Source organism: Chordicoccus furentiruminis (assembly GCF_019355395.1).
Lineage (GTDB): Bacteria > Bacillota > Clostridia > Lachnospirales > Lachnospiraceae > Chordicoccus > Chordicoccus furentiruminis.
This window is the reverse complement of the sequence record NZ_CP048829.1, coordinates 2752759-2769775: the sequence shown is the minus strand read 5'-3', so window position 1 is coordinate 2769775 and position 17017 is coordinate 2752759. Positions and strand designations below refer to the sequence as shown.

The following is a 17017-nucleotide window of genomic DNA, read 5'->3' as shown; positions in this document are numbered from 1 at the left end:
TCACCAGGGATCAGAAAGCAGACCGTCCGCGTCATGGATCACGCTTCGCGGACAGCTCACGGCGCACATCCCGCATGCAATGCACTTCTCCTCCCGGATCACGGCCAGCGCGCCCTCAAGCCGGATCGCACCGGATGAACAGACCCTTTCGCACCGTCCGCAGCCGATGCAGCTGTTCGGGCACTCCGTCCGCGCCTCCCGTCCGGGATCCCGGTTCGAGCAGATCACCTGAATCCGGTTCTCCGCCGGCACAAGCCGGATCAGATGCTGCGGACAGGCACTGACGCATTGTCCGCAGCCGATACAGCGTGTCTGGTCGCTCTGTGCGGCCTCCCCCCGGCCTGTCCGCAGAATGCGGATGGCGCCGCGGGGACAGGCCGCGGCACAGGCGCCGCAGGCCAGACAGCCGTACCGGCACGCGCGCGTCCCGTCACTCTTCCGTTCGCAGCCGCCCGCGCACGCGACGACAGCCCTCATTTTGCCCTTTCTCTCCATCCGCTGTTCTCCCTCCGCGCAGTGCGTCAGCCGGCCTCCGCCTTCGAAGCCGGGCCCCCGCCGCATCAAGATGCAGACACCGGACATACCGGCGTTCCGGATCCCGGCAAAGCCGGGATCCGGCTGCCTTATTTTCTCAAAAGATACGGCTTGTCCGTGAGAACCGTGACGATCAGCTTCCGAAGCGGCTCATCAAGACCGCAGTGCGGATCGCCCGCGTCAAGATCACGCACCGTCCCGTTAAGGCGAATGCGCACCCGCGTCCCGCCGAGCGGCAGGAATCCGGTGTTCTCCGAATTCAGGAAATCCTCCTCCGTCCAGTACAGCGTCAGCTTATCCCGGTACGGACGGCCCGTATGCGGACAGAAGACCGCACAGTTGCCGCACTCGTTGCACATCCCGTCGATATGAAGGATCTGCTCCTCCGAAAGGCCCGGCACACGGACTGCAATGTTGGCCCGGTTCGGGCAGACGTCCGTGCAGACCTCGCAGACACCGGCGCAGCCGAGGCACCGCCGGTCCGGCAGCGCCGTGGTATCCGGCTCGATCCGTCCCTTTCTTGCCTTCGCCTCTTCAGCCGGAAGTGAGGCGTTGTCTTCCTCAAAGGCGCCGAACAGATTCCGGTCCGCCTCTTCCTCTGTCACGCCGTCCGCCTCCGCACAGATGGCGGCAGCCGCCCGCTGGGCGTCGGCGATAGCCTTCACCACCGTCGCCGGGCCCCTCCGGCCGTCTCCGGCCGCATAGAGATGAGGCACCGTGGTCCGGTTCCACGCATCCGTCACCGGAAGACCCCGGGCGTCCAGTTCAGCGCCTGCGTCTCTCAGCAAAGATGCATCCACCCGTTCGCCTACCGCAGAGATCACGCAGGACGCTGCCATCCGGACCGTCACGCCCGATGAAACCGGAGCGCGGCGTCCGGACGCATCCGGATCGCCCAGCTTCATCACGTCCAGTGTCAGGACTCCGTCCGCAAGGGACACCGGCGACAGAAGCTCATGGAACTCCACGCCGTCCGCGACCGCCGCCTGAAGCTCTTCCTCATCGGCCGGCATATACCGTTTCGTCCGGCGGTAAACAAGGCGGACATGCTTCACGCCGGGAAGATGCGCCGCGGCGCGCGCCACGTCCATCGCCGTGTTGCCGCCGCCGACGACCACGACGTCCTCGCCGGTCTGAAGTCCCGCCGGATCCTCCTTCGCCTTCACAAGGAACGTCAGCGCGTCGAGATCCGCGCCGTCCGGGAGAACCTTGCGTCCGGGCGCCCACGCGCCGCAGGATACGATCACATCCGTAAATCCCTCCGCCTTCAGCTCCGCGACGGACGAGACCTCCCGTCCGGTCCGGATCTCCGCCCCGAAAGAAAGCGCCAGCTCCACATCCCGGTCGATCGCGCCGGATGAAATCCGGAACGCCGGAATCGCCCATCGCGGCACGCCGCCTGCCTGCTCTCTTTTTTCGAAGACCGTGACCGGAAATCCTTCCCGTGCGAGGAAAGACGCCGCGGCCAGCCCGGCCGGGCCTCCGCCGACCACGGCGATCCGCCGTCCGGTCCGCGCGGGCTTCGGCCGGATCGAGGGCTTCACGGTCTGAAATGCTGTCTCAGCCGCAAAAAGCTTCATCCTGCGGATATGCACGCCCTCCTCGTAGTGGCTCCGCATGCAGCGGTCGGTGCAGGTATGCGGGCAGATCGTGCCGGTCGTAAAGGGCAGCGGATTCCGGGAAAGAATGATTTTCAGCGCGTCCTCGTTCCGTCCCTCCTCCAGCGCGTGGAGATAGGCCGGAATATCCTGACGGATCGGGCATCCCGTGCGGCAGGGCGCGATGAAGCAGTCCATCAGCGGAAGCGGCTCCTCCGACTTCCGGTCCGGCGTTCCCTTCACCGGCTTCCGGTACCGGGGATTTGTCAGCGCGTCCTCCGCCAGCGCAGCCACCGCCGCCGTGTCGACGCCGCCAAACACAGCGGACCCGTTCTGTTCCGCAGTGAGCTTCTGCGTCAGAGAAGCCATCTGGCTCAGGCGCTGATAGCCGCCCGGCTTCAGCAGATTGGTCGCCATCGTCACCGGCCAGATACCCGCGCCGGTCAGCGCCGCCAGATTACCTGCGTCAGCGCCGCCGGAAAAGCTGATCCTCATCTGACCTCCGAAGGCTTCGCTGATTCTTCTCGCCAGCTCGATCGTCAGCGGAAACAGGCTGCGTCCCGACATATACATCTCCTGGCTCGGAAGCTCGCCGGCCTTCACGTCCACCGGGAATGTATTCGTCAGCTTCACACCGAATGTCAGCTGAAGCTTCCTGCCAAGCTCCGTCAGCCTCTGAAGCATCGGAACGGCGTCGCCCCACTGCAGGTCCTCCCGGAAATGGTGGTCGTCAAACGCGACGTAATCGAATCCGAGCCGGTCCAGGGTCGTCCGGGCAAAGTCATAGCCGAGCAGCGTCGGATTGCATTTGATAAAAGTATGAAGCCCCTTCTCCTCCAGCAGATAGGTGGCAATCCGCTCGATCTCGGCCGGCGGACATCCGTGCAGCGTCGATTCGGTGATGGAACGGGATATATGCGGGGAAATGCAGTCCGCAAACGACTCGTCCACCCGCTCAAGCCGTCCTTCCTGCACGGCCTTTCGCGTCGCCTCCCGGCACTCCGCGAAGACCGGACGGGCCGAGGCGTCCTTCATTCCCTCGATGAAAGCGTCAATCTTGGGCGTCCGGATTCCGTCCAGATCATAACCGGCGGACATATTGAAGATAAAGCCGTCCGGATCGCCCAGTCCCAGCTCCTTCGCCAGAACCTTGCAGAGGAACCAGGCCTTCACATACTCCTCATATGCCTGCTCCACTGTCAGCTCCGTCGACCACTCGCAGTTGTAGCCCTCGTCGCCGGCGGCGATGCAGGGCTTCGGCACGCAGGCCGCCAGCTCGCGGCCATCCATCTTCTGCACGGTCTTCAGCTCGAAGAACCGTGCGCCGGCCGCATAGGCCGCTACGATATTCTGCGCCAGCTGGGTGTTGGGTCCGGCCGCCGGCCCGAAGGGCGCCTCCGTCTTCTCACCGAAAAGACTCAGCGCGCACCCGTCGGTATGACGTATGATCTTCGAGACGCCGAAGATACTCCCTTCGTTCCTGTATTCCGTGAGCACCCAGTCCAGCAGCTGCGGATAGGGAATCGGTCTCATCACGTCACTCATCTCATATCCTCCTCAGTACGTCCGGCGGTTCAGGCTCCCCCAGAGCTTCTTCGCCTGCTCCATGGTCCAGTTGTTGATCTTATCCTCGTCGATATTCACAAATTCGCGGTCCTTATAGAGAACGCGCCCGTTGATAATCGTCGTGCGGCAGTTCTTTCCCATCATACCGAACAGCATATGGCCGTCCGCGTTGGCGTCCGAGAACGGTGTGAACGGACGGTAGTCCATCACGATGACATCCGCGGCCGCTCCCGGCTTCAGGATGCCGAGCGGTTTCTTGAAATACTTTGAGGCGATGATCCGGTTGTTCTCGAAGAGCATCTTCGTTCCTTCCCCGAATCCCACGTTCGGAAGTCCCGCGTTGTGCCGCTGGATGATGAGGAAGACCTTCAGCGACTCCAGCATATCGTGTGTGTAGGCGTCCGTTCCCATACCGACGAGGATGCCCTTCTTCATCATCTGCAGGACCGGCGCGCAGCCGACTGCATTTCCCATATTCGACTCAGGGTTGTTGACCACCATCGTCCCGGTCTCGCGGATGATATCCATCTCGGCTCCGTTCACATGGATGCAGTGGCCAAGCAGCGTCCGCGGTCCGAGGATGTCGTTGTCAAGCAGCCTTTCAACCGGCCGGCAGCCGTAGTTCCGGAGGCTGTCCCAGACGTCGTTCATTCCTTCCGAGACATGGATGTGGAAGCCGGTGAGTCCGTCGTTGGCCTCGACCATTTTCCGGAAGGTCCGGTCGGAGATGGTGAAGAGCGCGTGCCCGCCGAACATCGCGCGGATCATGTCATCGTCCTCCTTCGCAGCCCAGCGTGCGAACTCCGCGTTCTCCCGGATCGCCTGATCGCACTTCTCCTCGCCGTCCCGCTCGGAAACCTCATAGCAGAGACAGGCCCTCATCCCGAGTTCCTTCGCCACGTCCCGGATCGCGAAGAGAGAGCCGGGAATCTCGCAGAAGGAAGCGTGGTGGTCAAAGATCGTCGTCACGCCGTCCCGGATGCAGTCGAGAATCGTCGCGTAGGCACTGGCGCGGGTGCCGTCAAGGGTCAGCTTCCGGTCAATGGCCCACCACGTCCCGTCCAGCACCTCGAAGAAGTTGGTCGGATTGTTGCCCTCGATGGAGAGTCCCCGTGCGAGACCGCTGTAGATGTGGGTGTGCGCGTTGATGAAGCCGGGCATGATGACCTGACCCTTCGCGTCGACAAACTCCGCATCAGGATACTTCTTCCGCATCGTCCCGGAATCCCCGACCTCGCGGATGGTATCGCCGTCCATCACCACGGCGCCGTCGCGTAAGAACGGGTTTTCCGGATCTCGTGTCAAGACCATGCCATTGCCAAGCATCAGCATAATTCATCCCTCCTTTTTCCGATTTATTCTGGTACTATTCATTATATATCTGTCAGCTTGAATAGTCATTGCATTTTGAGCCGAAAGTTGTTAAATTGTTATCGAACCTAAAAAAGTGTAAGGGGGCCTCGTATGAATGCACCGGATATCCGCTATTACGCCCGTCTGATCCATGATCTGGCCGATCATTTCGGCCCTTCCACCGAACTCGTCGTGCATGATCTCCGGGCCCGGGATCCCGAGCATTCCATCGTCGCCATCGAGCACGGAGAAATCACCGGACGCAAGATCGGCGACGGCCCGTCAAAGGTCGTCATCGAGGCTCTCCGTTCCGATCCGGACCGTCTCACCGACCGTCTCTCGTACCTCACGAAGACAGAGACCGGCAAACTTCTGAAATCCAGCACCATCTATCTCCGCGGAAACAAGGGCGAGGTGATCGGCATCCTCGGCATCAACACGGACATCACGCTGACGATGGCGATGGAGCAGTACCTCCACGCCTACCATGCGCTGGACGTCCCGGGCGTCGAGCCCGAACAGATCACGACCAGCGTCACCGACCTGCTGGACACGCTGATCCAGCAGAGCATCTCACTGGTGGGAAAGCCCGTCGCCCTGATGTCAAAGGATGAAAAGGTCCGCGCGATCCGCTTTCTGAACGACAGAGGCGCTTTTCTGATCACCAAGTCCGGACCGAAGATCTGTCAGGTTTTCGGTATCTCGAAATACACGCTCTACAGCTACCTGGACGAGGCGAAGCAGGAATCATGAGACGGCACTGACGGACGCATAGACAATAAGGGGGCGGCGCATCTGACCAAGACGTCAGACGCGCCGCCCCCCTTATTGTCCCCGTCCGCCGCTCAGCGCAGCAGATAGACGAGATTGGCCGGATCCATATAGGAGTCGATCTGCTCCGGCCGTTCCACCGATGCATTGGCAAGAAGCTGATCGATCATCGCGAACCGTTTCTTCTCCCCCTCCGGCGCCTTTGAGAAGTCCAGTTCCTTAAGCCCCGCCGCCTTGTAGAAGCTGTTCAGGATCACCAGATAGACGTAGGTGACCAGATTGGTGCAGAAAGCGTCCTCCAGCCAGTAGGTCGTCTTCATCTCCCTGAAGCGGTGGCACGCCTTCACCAGCGCCAGATACCCGTCCAGATCTCCGTAGTTGGAGAAGCACCGGTCGTAAATACCGTCGTCCAGATCGCTGACGAAGTCCACCGGATCGTCCTCCATCACCGTGATCTTGTCCTTCGTCTCCATCTGGGGAAGCAGGTGATCCTCGAAGATCTCGAGAATCGCCGGATCCTTCTCCACCACCGTCACCGTCTTCACATTTTCCTTCAGCGAAGCCATATAAGCGAAATAGCCCATTCCGCAGCCGAGAGCCAGTACGTTTCCCTTCGCCGCCCGGATATGAGGGTCGATGGTCAGGATCTCGTTGGGCGTCACCGCCTTCACGGCCCGTCTCTCCTTCAGGATGGCAGGAAAGCGTACTTCCTCGTTGAACGCGGCGATACGCGGCATGTCGATGGCGCGCAGCGGTCCTCGCTTCGGGGTGTTATAGACGAAAAGCTGTCCCGGCAGGAACGCGATCTGGCCGATGCGGTAATCACCGGCGCCGACATTCTCCAGACGGATCTTCTTAAGGAACGGGTTCTCCGCAAACGTATCCTTCGTGAACCAGCGGCTGAATTTCGCGATGCAGGCCATCACATAATTCTCGTCAGCGGCATTTTTGAACAGGTCCGCATACCGGTCTTTGACGAGGCCCATCAGGATCGTCATCACTCTTGCCTCCTCCGGCGTGAGATCGACCTTCTTCTCCTTCATGCCCTGACGGTACCGCTCCGCCGTCTCATCGATCTCCGCGAGATTTTCCGGCGGTCTGCTCCCGTTGACGGCAGCGGCCAGCGTGCGGTTCATATTCACATTCAGATTCCGGTCGGCGATAAGCCGGCCGATCCTCTGTCGGATCTGTTCTGAGTTTTCGATCTGCATTGTTCTTCCCCTTTTTCTTCTCGATGCCCGGGGCTGTCAGAAGGCCGCCTCCGGAGCTCATATGCCCTACTTTACCACAAAGCCGGCAGGTTGAAAACATCCGCGGCTTCGTCCGGCGCGCTCCGGTTCCGCGTGACCCGCACCTTACGGCAGCAGTGCGAACAGGATACGCCTCTCTGCGTCTTCTTCCCGTCATCCGGCAAGAAAGCCTGCGACGATCATCATCTGGGCCGCGAGATAAGTCGGCATCACCGCCTTCTGTGACGTCTTAAGAAAGAACCCGAAGGCAAGCACGGTGTCCGACACGATGAACAGCAGCGAGCCGGCCGCGGAGACGGCTCCGCCCGGACGGCCGCCCAGCGCGGCGTACAAAACGGCGAGAAAGCTCATCGTCACGATCGCCGCCATGTAGGCGAGCACAGGGATCAGACAGACTCCGCGTCCCGGTCCGATATCCATCGCCGGCCAAAGCTTTCTGACCGCCAGCACCGCCGCCACGAGATAGACGGCAAGAACCGCCATCACCGGATGAAATCCGCTCCACGTAATCCGCCCCGCAAACACAGCCGCATAGCATAGATGTCCGCCCAGAAAGCTGACGCATCCGAGAGCCAGCAGCGCAAGCCGGCTGCTCATCAGCAGGACGTCTCCGAGGAATCCGAGGGCAAGCGCCCAGATCACCAGAGGCTCCGCCGGATGCGCCGCGGAGAGATAGAACACGAGAAGGGAAGGCATCAGCAGCGGCTTGATCCGGTTCCGGATCATTTCTTCCTTTCCGGCGAAGACGCCGGCCACGTAGACTGCCGAGAGCAGCAGATATACCGCGAGAAACAGAACGGATGCCAGACTCATAGTACCTCCTTCCTCCCGCTTTTCCGTGCGGGAATGGCGGATCGTCAAACGGAGGCGCGCCGGAATCTCCCGTCGCGCCTCCGTTCCTTTCCTTCAGATATAACCAAGCGAGCGGAACAGCCACAGCCAGAATGTGAGCGTGAAGGAGCTCATCACCGTCGTCACCATCACGATGCCGGACGACACCGCTCCGCGATACCCCATATTCTTCGCCATCACATAGCCTGCCACCGTCGCGGCTGATCCCGACATAATGACGGAAGCGACCAGTTTCTGGTCCCGGTAGCCGAAGTGAACCGCCATCAGCGACGTAATCGCGCAGAACCCGATCAGCCTGAGGAAAGAGGCCGTGAGGATCGGCTTCATCTGCTTCCCGATCGCCTGAAAGTCAAGGCTGGCTCCGAGCGCGAGAAGTCCCATCGGCGAGGCCATCCGTCCGATGTAATCGATCGTCTTCGCCGGTATCTCCGGCATCGGAAGGCCGGACAGCGCCCATGCAAAGCCCAGCAGAATGCCCCAGATAATCGGATTTGTCAGGATCCCGGCAAGCGTGCGGCGCATCCTGTTTCCGTCCATCTTCCCGCCGTCCGGATTCATCAGGGAAAGCACTGCGACGGCGATGATGTTGTAGATGGGCACACAGCCCAGCATCATCAGCGTGCCGACCGATCCGTCCCTGTAGATGTTCTCGATATAGGCCATACCGAGCAGGGAGGCGCTGCCCCGGTACGCGCCCTGTACGAACTCTCCGCGGACCGACCGTTCACGGAACAGAAAGGAAACAGCCAGTGCAATCCCGGCGGACAACAGCGTCGCGGCGAAGCAGAACAGCACGTATCCCCCGTCCCACAGCTTCCGGATGTTCACGCCGTACAGCTCGGCGAATAAATTGACCGGCAGGGCCACCTTGAAGACGAAGGTATTCATCGACGCGGCAAAACGCGCGCTGATGAGCCCGGACCGGCGCATCATGCATCCCAGCACCATGAGAAGAAAAACCGGCACCGTCGCGTTGAGACTGAACATCAGGTCCTTCATGAAAGCAAATCTCTCCTCTTCGATCTCCCGGATTCCGGAAGAAGCATCTGCTCCGGGCCGCTCCGCTCTCCGCCGCACGCCCTCTCCGCGGCTGCTTCACCCGGACCGTTTCATGTCCCGGGCCCTCATACGCCGGTCCGGTCCGAACCCTTATACCGCGCCGATTTCCGCCGCGAAAATCGTCTCCGCGATATGGAAATACAGGATCAGCGAGCAGGCGTCCACGATGGTCGTGATGAACGGCGTCGCCATAATCGCCGGATCCAGATGGATCAGCTTCGCGAACAGCGGCAGAACCGCTCCCACCAGCTTCGCCATGATGATCGCTCCGAACAGGGCCACCGAGACGACGAGTGCATAGCGGAACGCATAGGGATCCGGATGCTTCGCGAACACGCCGTACATCAGAATAATCCGGGCGCCGTTGACGGCCCCGAGAATCAGCCCCACGATCGCGGCGACCCGGAGTTCCTTCCAGATTACCCTTCCCATATCCCGGACGGTCACTTCTCCCAGCGCCAGTCCGCGCACCATCAGCGTACAGACCTGATTGCCGCAGTTGCCCGGCGTATCCATCAGCATCGGCATGAAGGAAACCAGCAGCGGGATCGCGTTGAAGGCCGCCTCGTAGTGCTCCGTCACCATGCCCGTGAACGTAGCGGACAGCATCAGGATCAGCAGCCAGGGAATCCGCTGCTTCGCGTGCTGCCATACGCTGGTTCCGAAATAGCTTGCCGTCTGGTCCTCCGGGATGATCGCGGCCATCTTCTGCATGTCCTCGGTGGACTCGTCCACCAGGACGTCCACCGCATCGTCAATCGTGACGATTCCGACCAGCATGCCCTCATCATCCACGACCGGCATCGCGTTGAAGTCGTACTTCGCGAGCTGATGCGCCACATACTCCTGGTCGTCCGTCACCTTGACGCAGACCAGATTCTCGTCCATCAGATCACGGATCGGCGTGTCCGGATCATTGAGCAGCAGATCGCGGGCGCTGACGACGCCCTTCAGCCGGTTTTTGTCCACCACATAGCCGGTATACACCGTCTCGGCGTCCGGTCCCTGCTTCCGGATTTCCTCCAGCGCCTGACGGACGGTGAGGTTCTCCCGGAACCGGATGTACTCGGGCGTCATGATTGAGCCGGCCGAATACTCGGGATAATGCAGCAGCTTGTTCAGCGAATCCCTTGTCTTCTTTGACGACTTCGCCAGCACACGCTTCACCACGCTGGCAGGCATATCCTCCAGCATGTCGGCCGCGTCGTCCAGACTGATCTCCTCGATCGTATTGACGATCTCGGCGTCGGAGAACCCTTCCACCAGCTCCGACCGGGCGTCGTCCGACATAAACGTAAACGCCTCGGTCGCCGCGTCCTTTCGCAGCAGCCGGAACACCACCAGCCGGTTGTTCTCATCAAGTTCTTCCAGCACGGACGCGAGATCGGCCGGATGCATGTCGCTGGTCGCGTCGCGCAGCTCCTTGTATTTTTTCTTCATAAGCAGGCCGAGAATCTGCTGCTTCAGCCGTCTCGTCCTCTCGAAGTCCTCAGCCTCATGCTCATGGCTGTTCTGCTGTTCTGTCTCCGCCGGGGCGGCCAGCCCCGACTCCCGTTCCTTCTCTCTGTCGCTCATCGGACTCCCTCTCTTCTTCCGCCGGGACGGATCGGCTCCGCCCGGCGTGCGTCTTTATGAACATGCAGTCGGCCGGCCTGTTCCCGGCCGAATGACCGCCTCTGTCTTTCGATCCGCGTCATGCGGCTGACCTGCAGACACAAAACGCGGTCCCATGCACGGCGAATACCGCCGGCAGGGACCGCGCTTCCGTATGCGAAGAGGGAACCGCGCGTCATCACGCGCGGAAAAATCTTCTGACAGAGAAAGCGGCGGACTGACCCCCGCGGCGGCAGCTGCATCGTCGATCATGGTCCGTATCCATACCGCTGTCACCTCGCTTTCCTGTCCAGTCTTCAGTACCCGGCCTCCCGGCTGATAATGCAGCCCGCGGCCGGTCGTTCATGCGCCTCACCCGCAAAGCACTCCGGCGCCCGCCGGACTGCCTCGTGAGGAAGCTTACGCCAACTCCTTTGCCAGCGCAGCGATCTCCGCCCTGTTCGCGTCGCTGAGCGCAGACCGGATCGTCACGCAGTGCTCCGCGAAGGTAAGGCCGCAGCACTTCCCGAGAAGGCAGGTCATCACCTTTTTCGCCATCGGCGCCCAGCTCCCGTTCTCGATCATCGCGATCTTCCGGTTCCGGAAATTCCGCTCCGTCAGACGCTCGATGAAATCGCGCATAAACGGATAAATATCCGCGTTGTAAGTCGTCGTCGCGAGTACAAGGCGATCCGTGCGGAATGCGTAGGACACAGCCTCCGTCATGTCGTCCCGGCAAAGGTCAAAGAGGAATACCTTTGTCCCGGCCGCCTCCAGTTCCTTTTTGAGAAGCATCACCGCTTCCTTCGTGTGGCCGTAGACGGAGGTGTACGCCAGCGTCACGGCGGAGAGCTCCGGCGTGTACGAGGACCACTTGTTATAGAGATCGAGGTAATGGGAGAGGTCTCCCTCAAGCACCGGACCGTGAAGGGAGCAGATCGTCCGAATGTCCAGTCCGGACGCCGCCTTCAGCAGATTCTGTACCTGCATGCCGTACTTGCCGACGATCCCGATATAGTAGCGGGCTGCCTCGTCGTCCCAGCCTTCTTCCCCTGAGTCCAGCGCGCCGAACCGGCCGAAGCCGTCAGCCGAGAACAGCACATGAGCTGTGCTGTCATAGGTCACCATCACTTCCGGCCAGTGTACCATCGGTGCGAACACAAAGGTCAGCACATGACGTCCCAGCGTCAGCGTATCCCCGTTCTTCACCAGAAGCCGCTTCATGTTCTCCGGCAGGCGGAAGAACTGGTCCATCATCGCGAAGGTCTTCGCATTGCCCACCACCGTGGCATCCGGATATGTCTCCAGAAAATGAAGAATATTCGCGGAGTGATCCGGTTCCATATGCTGTACGATCAGATAATCCGGTTTCCGTCCGCCAAGCTCGCCGGCGAGTTTTTTCAGCCACTCGTCCGTGAAGTGGATGTCCACCGTATCCATCACCGCGGTCTTTTCGTCCATGATCAGGTAGGAATTATAGGACATTCCGTGCGGCACCGGGTACTGGGCCTCAAACAGATCCACCTGATGGTCATTGACGCCGATATATCGGATATCTTCTGTCATTGCTGTCTCCTTCCGGGGCCGGCTGCTCCGGCCGTCCGGATTCACTATATTATAGAAACGCATCTGAGTCAAAGCTTTTCCATCGCCTGAAGACGAAAAGGGACCCGGCATCGCCGGATCCCCATCCTGTCTTTCAGCGGGATCTGCCCGCTTTCATCCAGCCGCTTATTTTCCGGACGCCGGGATCAGATGGCCCGCTTCCAGAGCCGGCCGAAGTGCCAGATACAGCACCGCCGCGCAGACCGTCGAAAGCAGCGAATTGACCAGCGTCACGCCGGCCGCAATCTTCACCGCGTAGTTCACGAACTGCACCGGCTGTCCGAAGATGAAACGGTCCCGGAAGTACCCGATCACCGGATCCGTCACCACATTGACAAGAAGGCCGCTGAGCGCGCTGACGATGACGGCCGTCAGGTACTTTTTCCTCGGCGTCTGCTTCGCTCTGAGCGACCGCAGATGGAAGCCACGGTGCGCCGTCAGTCCGCAGACGATGCCGATGATGAATTTCAGGATGAAGGTGCTGACCGCATACCCCGGATCGCCGGCCAGAATATCCGCCATCGAAAGACCGATCGCGCCGGCAAGTCCGCCGGAGACGCCGTCCAGCAGCATCGCGGTCAGCGCGGTGAAGGTATTGCCGAGGTGAAAGGACGAGCCGGTTCCGAAGACGTTCGGGACACGGAAAAACTCATACGCGATAAAACTGAGCGCCGCCGATACGCCGATGAAGGCGATTCTCTGCGCGGTCCAGGCGCGGCTCTTTCCCGCGTCCGTAACGGCTGCCGTAGACTGTGACATACTGTTTCCTCCTTCTGAATCGCTGCGCCGGTCATTTTCCTCGTAATCCTACAAAAATGATTGGCTTTCACAGGTTTTCTTCATTATAGTCGAATCTGGTTCTATGTATATAGCCAGTTTTGCGATATTTTATATGACCACATTCAGAGACATACATGCTGCAGGACGCGACGGAGCCGGACAGGAGGAGGTAATGAGCCGTCTCTTCCGCCGCCGTGCGAACTGTCCGGCACAGTTCTTTTCAAAAGCACGGCAGCGCAAAGGGGCCGGTCCGCCTCCGGACCGGCCCCTTGTCCTGAATCAAAAGGGCGTCTTCGTCTCTCTGCGCTTCGATGCCGTCAGATGCCGCTGGCTCCGTAGTTGCTCAGCACGCGGGCCGAAGGATCATTGACATTGCATCCCGGCCAGCTCCGGTTCGGCATCCAGAAGGTCGGGATCATCTCCGCCTGCCCCGGATAATACTGCTCGAAGAGCTCGCGGTAGAGAAGGGATTCTTTGGTAAACGGCGTCGCGAACACGTATTTTTTCCGCTTTTCCTCAAATTCCTCATCCGTGTACTGCTCTTCCGCGTAGGCGCGGAGGTCGTCCACCATCGAATGTCCGACCGCGTCCGAGAACGCGGCCTTTTCTCTCATCAGAAGGTCACGGGGCAGCCATTCGCCGTTCTCAAAAGCGTGCCGCAGCAGATACTTGCCCTTGCCGTAGACATTCATTTTGACGGACGGATCGAGTCTCATTACATAGGAGACAAAATCCAGATCGCCGAATGGCACGCGCGCCTCCATGGAATGAACGGAAATACACCGGTCGGCGCGGAGTACGTCATACACGTTCAGCTCACGCACCCGTTTTTCCGCTTCCGCCTGAAACTCCGCCGCCGACGGAGCAAAATCCGTGTACTTGTATCCGAACAGCTCGTCGGACACCTCGCCGGTGAGCAGCACCCTCACATCGGTATGCTGATGGATGTACTCGCAGCACAGGTACATCCCCATGCTGGCGCGGATCGTCGTAATGTCGTACGTTCCCAGCGCGGCGATGACCTTCGGAAGATTGCGGATCACGTCGTCTCTCGAGATGATGACGGCCGTGTGATCCGCGCCGAGATAGTCCGCCGCCTCCTTCGCATATTTGAGGTCAATGGCATCCACATCCATCCCGATCGCGAATGTCCGGATCGGGCGGGCGAGAAGACGTGCCGAGATCGCGCATACAAGCGAGGAGTCGAGTCCTCCGGACAGCAGGAAGCCGACCGGCGCGTCCGCATCCAGCCGCTTGTCCACCGCACGGATCAGAAGCTTCCGGATCTCCGCGGAGGCTTCATCCGCCGTCGCATGGATGACCTCCGTCGGCGCTCCGCCGCGTCCGCTTACGCAGGCATCATCCGTCGGATCGAACCGGCTGCCGTCCGGCGCCTGTTCTTCAAACGTCTTTCTTCCTTTGTAAATCTCCGCGTACCGCGTGAAGACACCGTCCTTCCAGTAGCAGCCCGGAGGGAATGGCATCACCCGGCTGCAGAGTCCCACCAGATTCTTCGCTTCCGAGGCGAAGACAATGGAGCCGTCCTCCAGATAGCCGTAATGCAGCGGCCGGATGCCGATCGGATCGCGGGCCGCGATAAAGGAACGGGTCTTCGAGTCATAGATCACCATCGCAAACTCGGCGTCCAGCATGGAGAACATCCCCACTCCGTACTTGTGGTAAAGCGGCAGGATGATCTCACAGTCCGAGCTGCTGCGGAACATGCAGCCGTCCTCGATCAGTTCCCGGCGAAGTACCCGGAAACCGTAAAGTTCGCCGTTGCACACCACCATATCTCCGTCCAGATGAAACGGCTGCATGCCCTCCTCCGTGAGGCCCATGATGGCCAGACGTTGAAAGCCGAGCCAGCCGTCGCCTGCTTCTTCGAAACGCATGGCGTCCGGTCCTCTGGATGTGGTCTTGAGAAACGCTTCCTTCGCACGATTAAGCGCGGTACTCCTCCTTGTAAAACCCATAATCGAACACATCTGACGCCCTCCTCTCCGCCCGAAAAAGCAAAAGACAGCAAGCCATGCCTCTGCGCATGAACCTGCTGTCCCACATCGGACTCATTTTTCATTTTCCGGGCAGCACGGCCTGAAATGCGGATGCATTCTCCAAAACCGAAGCGTCCCGTTTGCTGACTCATGCTATCACCGGCTTTCCTGTATGTCAATCGGTCGCGGATGAATCCGATTGTTCAAAAACACGGACAGTGTTTTTTATTTACACCGTTCCGGAATCGAGGTATGCTGGTGTATGTTTTTGTTTCGATGAGAGAGAGCCTGTTGAAATGGCGGGCGGACATCTTATAATAGAAGCATCCTGAAACAACGGTCAGACGAAAGGAGTGAACCAATGGCAACCAAATATGTCTTTGTGACAGGAGGCGTCGTCTCCGGTCTCGGCAAGGGAATCACGGCCGCTTCCCTCGGCCGTCTGCTGAAGGCGCGGGGCTACAGCGTCACCATGCAGAAGCTGGATCCGTACATCAACATTGATCCCGGAACCATGAACCCGATCCAGCACGGCGAGGTCTATGTCACGGAAGACGGTATTGAGACGGATCTTGATCTCGGTCATTACGAACGTTTCATCGACGAAAACCTCGGCATCAACGCCAACGTCACCACCGGCAAGATCTACTGGTCCGTTCTGCAGAAGGAGCGTCACGGCGATTACGGCGGCGGCACGGTGCAGGTCATCCCGCATATCACCAACGAGATCAAGAGCCGCTTCTACAGCAGCACGGACGACGATGCCACTCATATCGCGATCATCGAAGTGGGCGGCACCGTGGGGGATATCGAGTCCCAGCCGTTCCTCGAGGCGATCCGGCAGTTCCAGCAGGAGATCGGACATGACAACGCCTGCCTGATGCTGGTCTCTCTGCTGCCCTATCTGCGCTGCTCACGTGAGATGAAGACGAAACCGACCCAGATGGCCGTCAAGTCCATGCAGTCCATGGGACTTCAGCCGGACGTGATCATCTGCCGGTCTGAGGTCGAGCTCTCTTCTTCCATCCGGAAGAAGATCGCGCTCTTCTGCAACGTGCCAGAGGCCCATGTGCTCCAGAATCTCGACGTGGACTATCTCTACGAGGCGCCTCTGATGCTCGAGAACGAGCATATCGCCGATGTGGTTCTTCAGGCTCTCCACCTCCCGGATCCGGAACCGGATCTCACGGAGTGGAAGGAGATGGTCGCACGGCTCCGCCACCCGAAGACCGAGGTCACGGTCGCGCTCGTCGGGAAGTACACCGCACTCCATGACGCCTACTTAAGCGTCGTCGAGTCTCTGAAGCACGGCGGCATCTACAATTTCGCCGATGTCCACATCAAGTGGATTGAGTCCGAGGACGTAACGCCCGAGACGGTTCAGCTTCTGCTGAAGGACGTGGACGGCGTACTGGTCCCGGGCGGATTCGGCGACCGCGGCATCGAGGGTATGATCTGCGCCATCGAGTACGCCCGGAAGAACGGCCTTCCGTATCTTGGGCTCTGCCTCGGCATGCAGCTGGCGATCGTCGAGTTCGCGCGGCATGTAGCGGGCCTCCCGGAGGCGGACAGCATTGAGTTCAATGATCACACGCCTGATCCCGTCATCGCACTGATGCCGGACCAGAACGATGTGGAGGATATCGGAGGCACGCTCCGTCTCGGATCCTATCCCTGCCATCTGACAGAAGGATCTCTGGCTGAGCATCTCTACGGCAAGACGGAGATCACGGAACGCCACCGTCACCGCTACGAGGTCAACAACGCTTACCGTGAGAAGCTCGCATCTGCCGGCCTCGTCTTTTCCGGCCAGTCGCCGGACGGTCATATCGTGGAGATGTGCGAGCTGCCTTCCCATCCGTTCTTCATCGCCACACAGGCCCACCCGGAATTCAAGTCCCGTCCGAACCGTCCGCATCCGCTGTTCCGCGGTTTCGTCGAGGCCGCGCTGAAGCACCGGGACACGCGCGGGTAAGCGGCGCTCCCCTTCCGGGTACCGGAAAAAGTGCAAGGCGCAAAGTCAAAACAGTTGACTTGAAATACGCGGTCAGCTTATAAT

Annotated in this window: 12 protein-coding genes; 2 read left to right on the top strand and 10 right to left on the bottom strand. The window is 60.1% G+C overall.

Going from position 1 to position 17017, the window contains the following annotated elements; genetic code table 11:
* From G4C92_RS12600 to ssnA, 3 genes are all read right to left on the bottom strand, one after another.
* Entirely contained in the window at window positions 1-495 is a 495-nt protein-coding gene (locus G4C92_RS12600; protein WP_274940182.1) for a 4Fe-4S binding protein, read from the bottom strand.
* 128 nt (window positions 496-623) lie between these two features.
* Window positions 624-3677: a putative selenate reductase subunit YgfK gene (gene ygfK, locus G4C92_RS12595; protein WP_274940181.1), complete on the bottom strand. Its 3054-nt coding sequence runs from the start codon at window positions 3675-3677 to the stop codon at window positions 624-626.
* A 12-nt stretch (window positions 3678-3689) separates the two neighbouring features.
* Window positions 3690-5030: a putative aminohydrolase SsnA gene (gene ssnA, locus G4C92_RS12590; protein WP_274940180.1), complete on the bottom strand. Its 1341-nt coding sequence runs from the start codon at window positions 5028-5030 to the stop codon at window positions 3690-3692.
* Window positions 5031-5162: 132 nt separating this feature from the next.
* Between ssnA and G4C92_RS12585 the strand changes: the two genes are divergently transcribed.
* Window positions 5163-5804, top strand: a complete 642-nt coding sequence (locus tag G4C92_RS12585; RefSeq protein WP_274940179.1) for a helix-turn-helix transcriptional regulator — start codon at window positions 5163-5165, stop codon at window positions 5802-5804.
* 92 nt (window positions 5805-5896) lie between these two features.
* On the opposite strand, the gene G4C92_RS12580 is transcribed toward G4C92_RS12585, so the two are convergent.
* The 7 genes from G4C92_RS12580 to asnB form a co-directional block, all read right to left on the bottom strand.
* Window positions 5897-7033, bottom strand: a complete 1137-nt coding sequence (locus tag G4C92_RS12580; RefSeq protein ID WP_274940178.1) for a class I SAM-dependent methyltransferase — start codon at window positions 7031-7033, stop codon at window positions 5897-5899.
* Window positions 7034-7225: 192 nt separating this feature from the next.
* The gene (locus G4C92_RS12575) at window positions 7226-7885 is read right to left on the bottom strand and encodes a lysoplasmalogenase (RefSeq protein WP_274940177.1); all 660 of its coding nucleotides are present in this window, start codon (window positions 7883-7885) and stop codon (window positions 7226-7228) included.
* A gap of 93 nt (window positions 7886-7978) precedes the next feature.
* Window positions 7979-8923, bottom strand: coding sequence for an AEC family transporter (locus G4C92_RS12570; RefSeq protein WP_274940176.1), 945 nt, complete (start codon window positions 8921-8923; stop codon window positions 7979-7981).
* A gap of 150 nt (window positions 8924-9073) precedes the next feature.
* Window positions 9074-10558 carry a magnesium transporter gene (gene mgtE / locus G4C92_RS12565; protein ID WP_274940175.1) on the bottom strand — a complete coding sequence of 495 codons (1485 nt, stop codon included), beginning with the start codon at window positions 10556-10558 and terminating at the stop codon, window positions 9074-9076.
* A gap of 438 nt (window positions 10559-10996) precedes the next feature.
* Window positions 10997-12142, bottom strand: a complete 1146-nt coding sequence (locus G4C92_RS12560) for an FprA family A-type flavoprotein (protein WP_274940174.1) — start codon at window positions 12140-12142, stop codon at window positions 10997-10999.
* A gap of 165 nt (window positions 12143-12307) precedes the next feature.
* Window positions 12308-12940 (bottom strand): ECF transporter S component, encoded by a 633-nt coding sequence (locus G4C92_RS12555; RefSeq protein ID WP_274940173.1) that lies wholly within the window; start codon window positions 12938-12940, stop codon window positions 12308-12310.
* 338 nt (window positions 12941-13278) lie between these two features.
* A complete protein-coding gene (gene asnB, locus G4C92_RS12550; RefSeq protein ID WP_274940172.1) occupies window positions 13279-14949 on the bottom strand; it encodes an asparagine synthase B in 1671 nt (556 codons plus the stop codon).
* A 370-nt stretch (window positions 14950-15319) separates the two neighbouring features.
* On the opposite strand from asnB, the gene G4C92_RS12545 reads away from it, so the two are divergent.
* Entirely contained in the window at window positions 15320-16933 is a 1614-nt protein-coding gene (locus tag G4C92_RS12545; protein ID WP_274940171.1) for a CTP synthase, read from the top strand.
* Window positions 16934-17017: the final 84 nt, after the last annotated feature.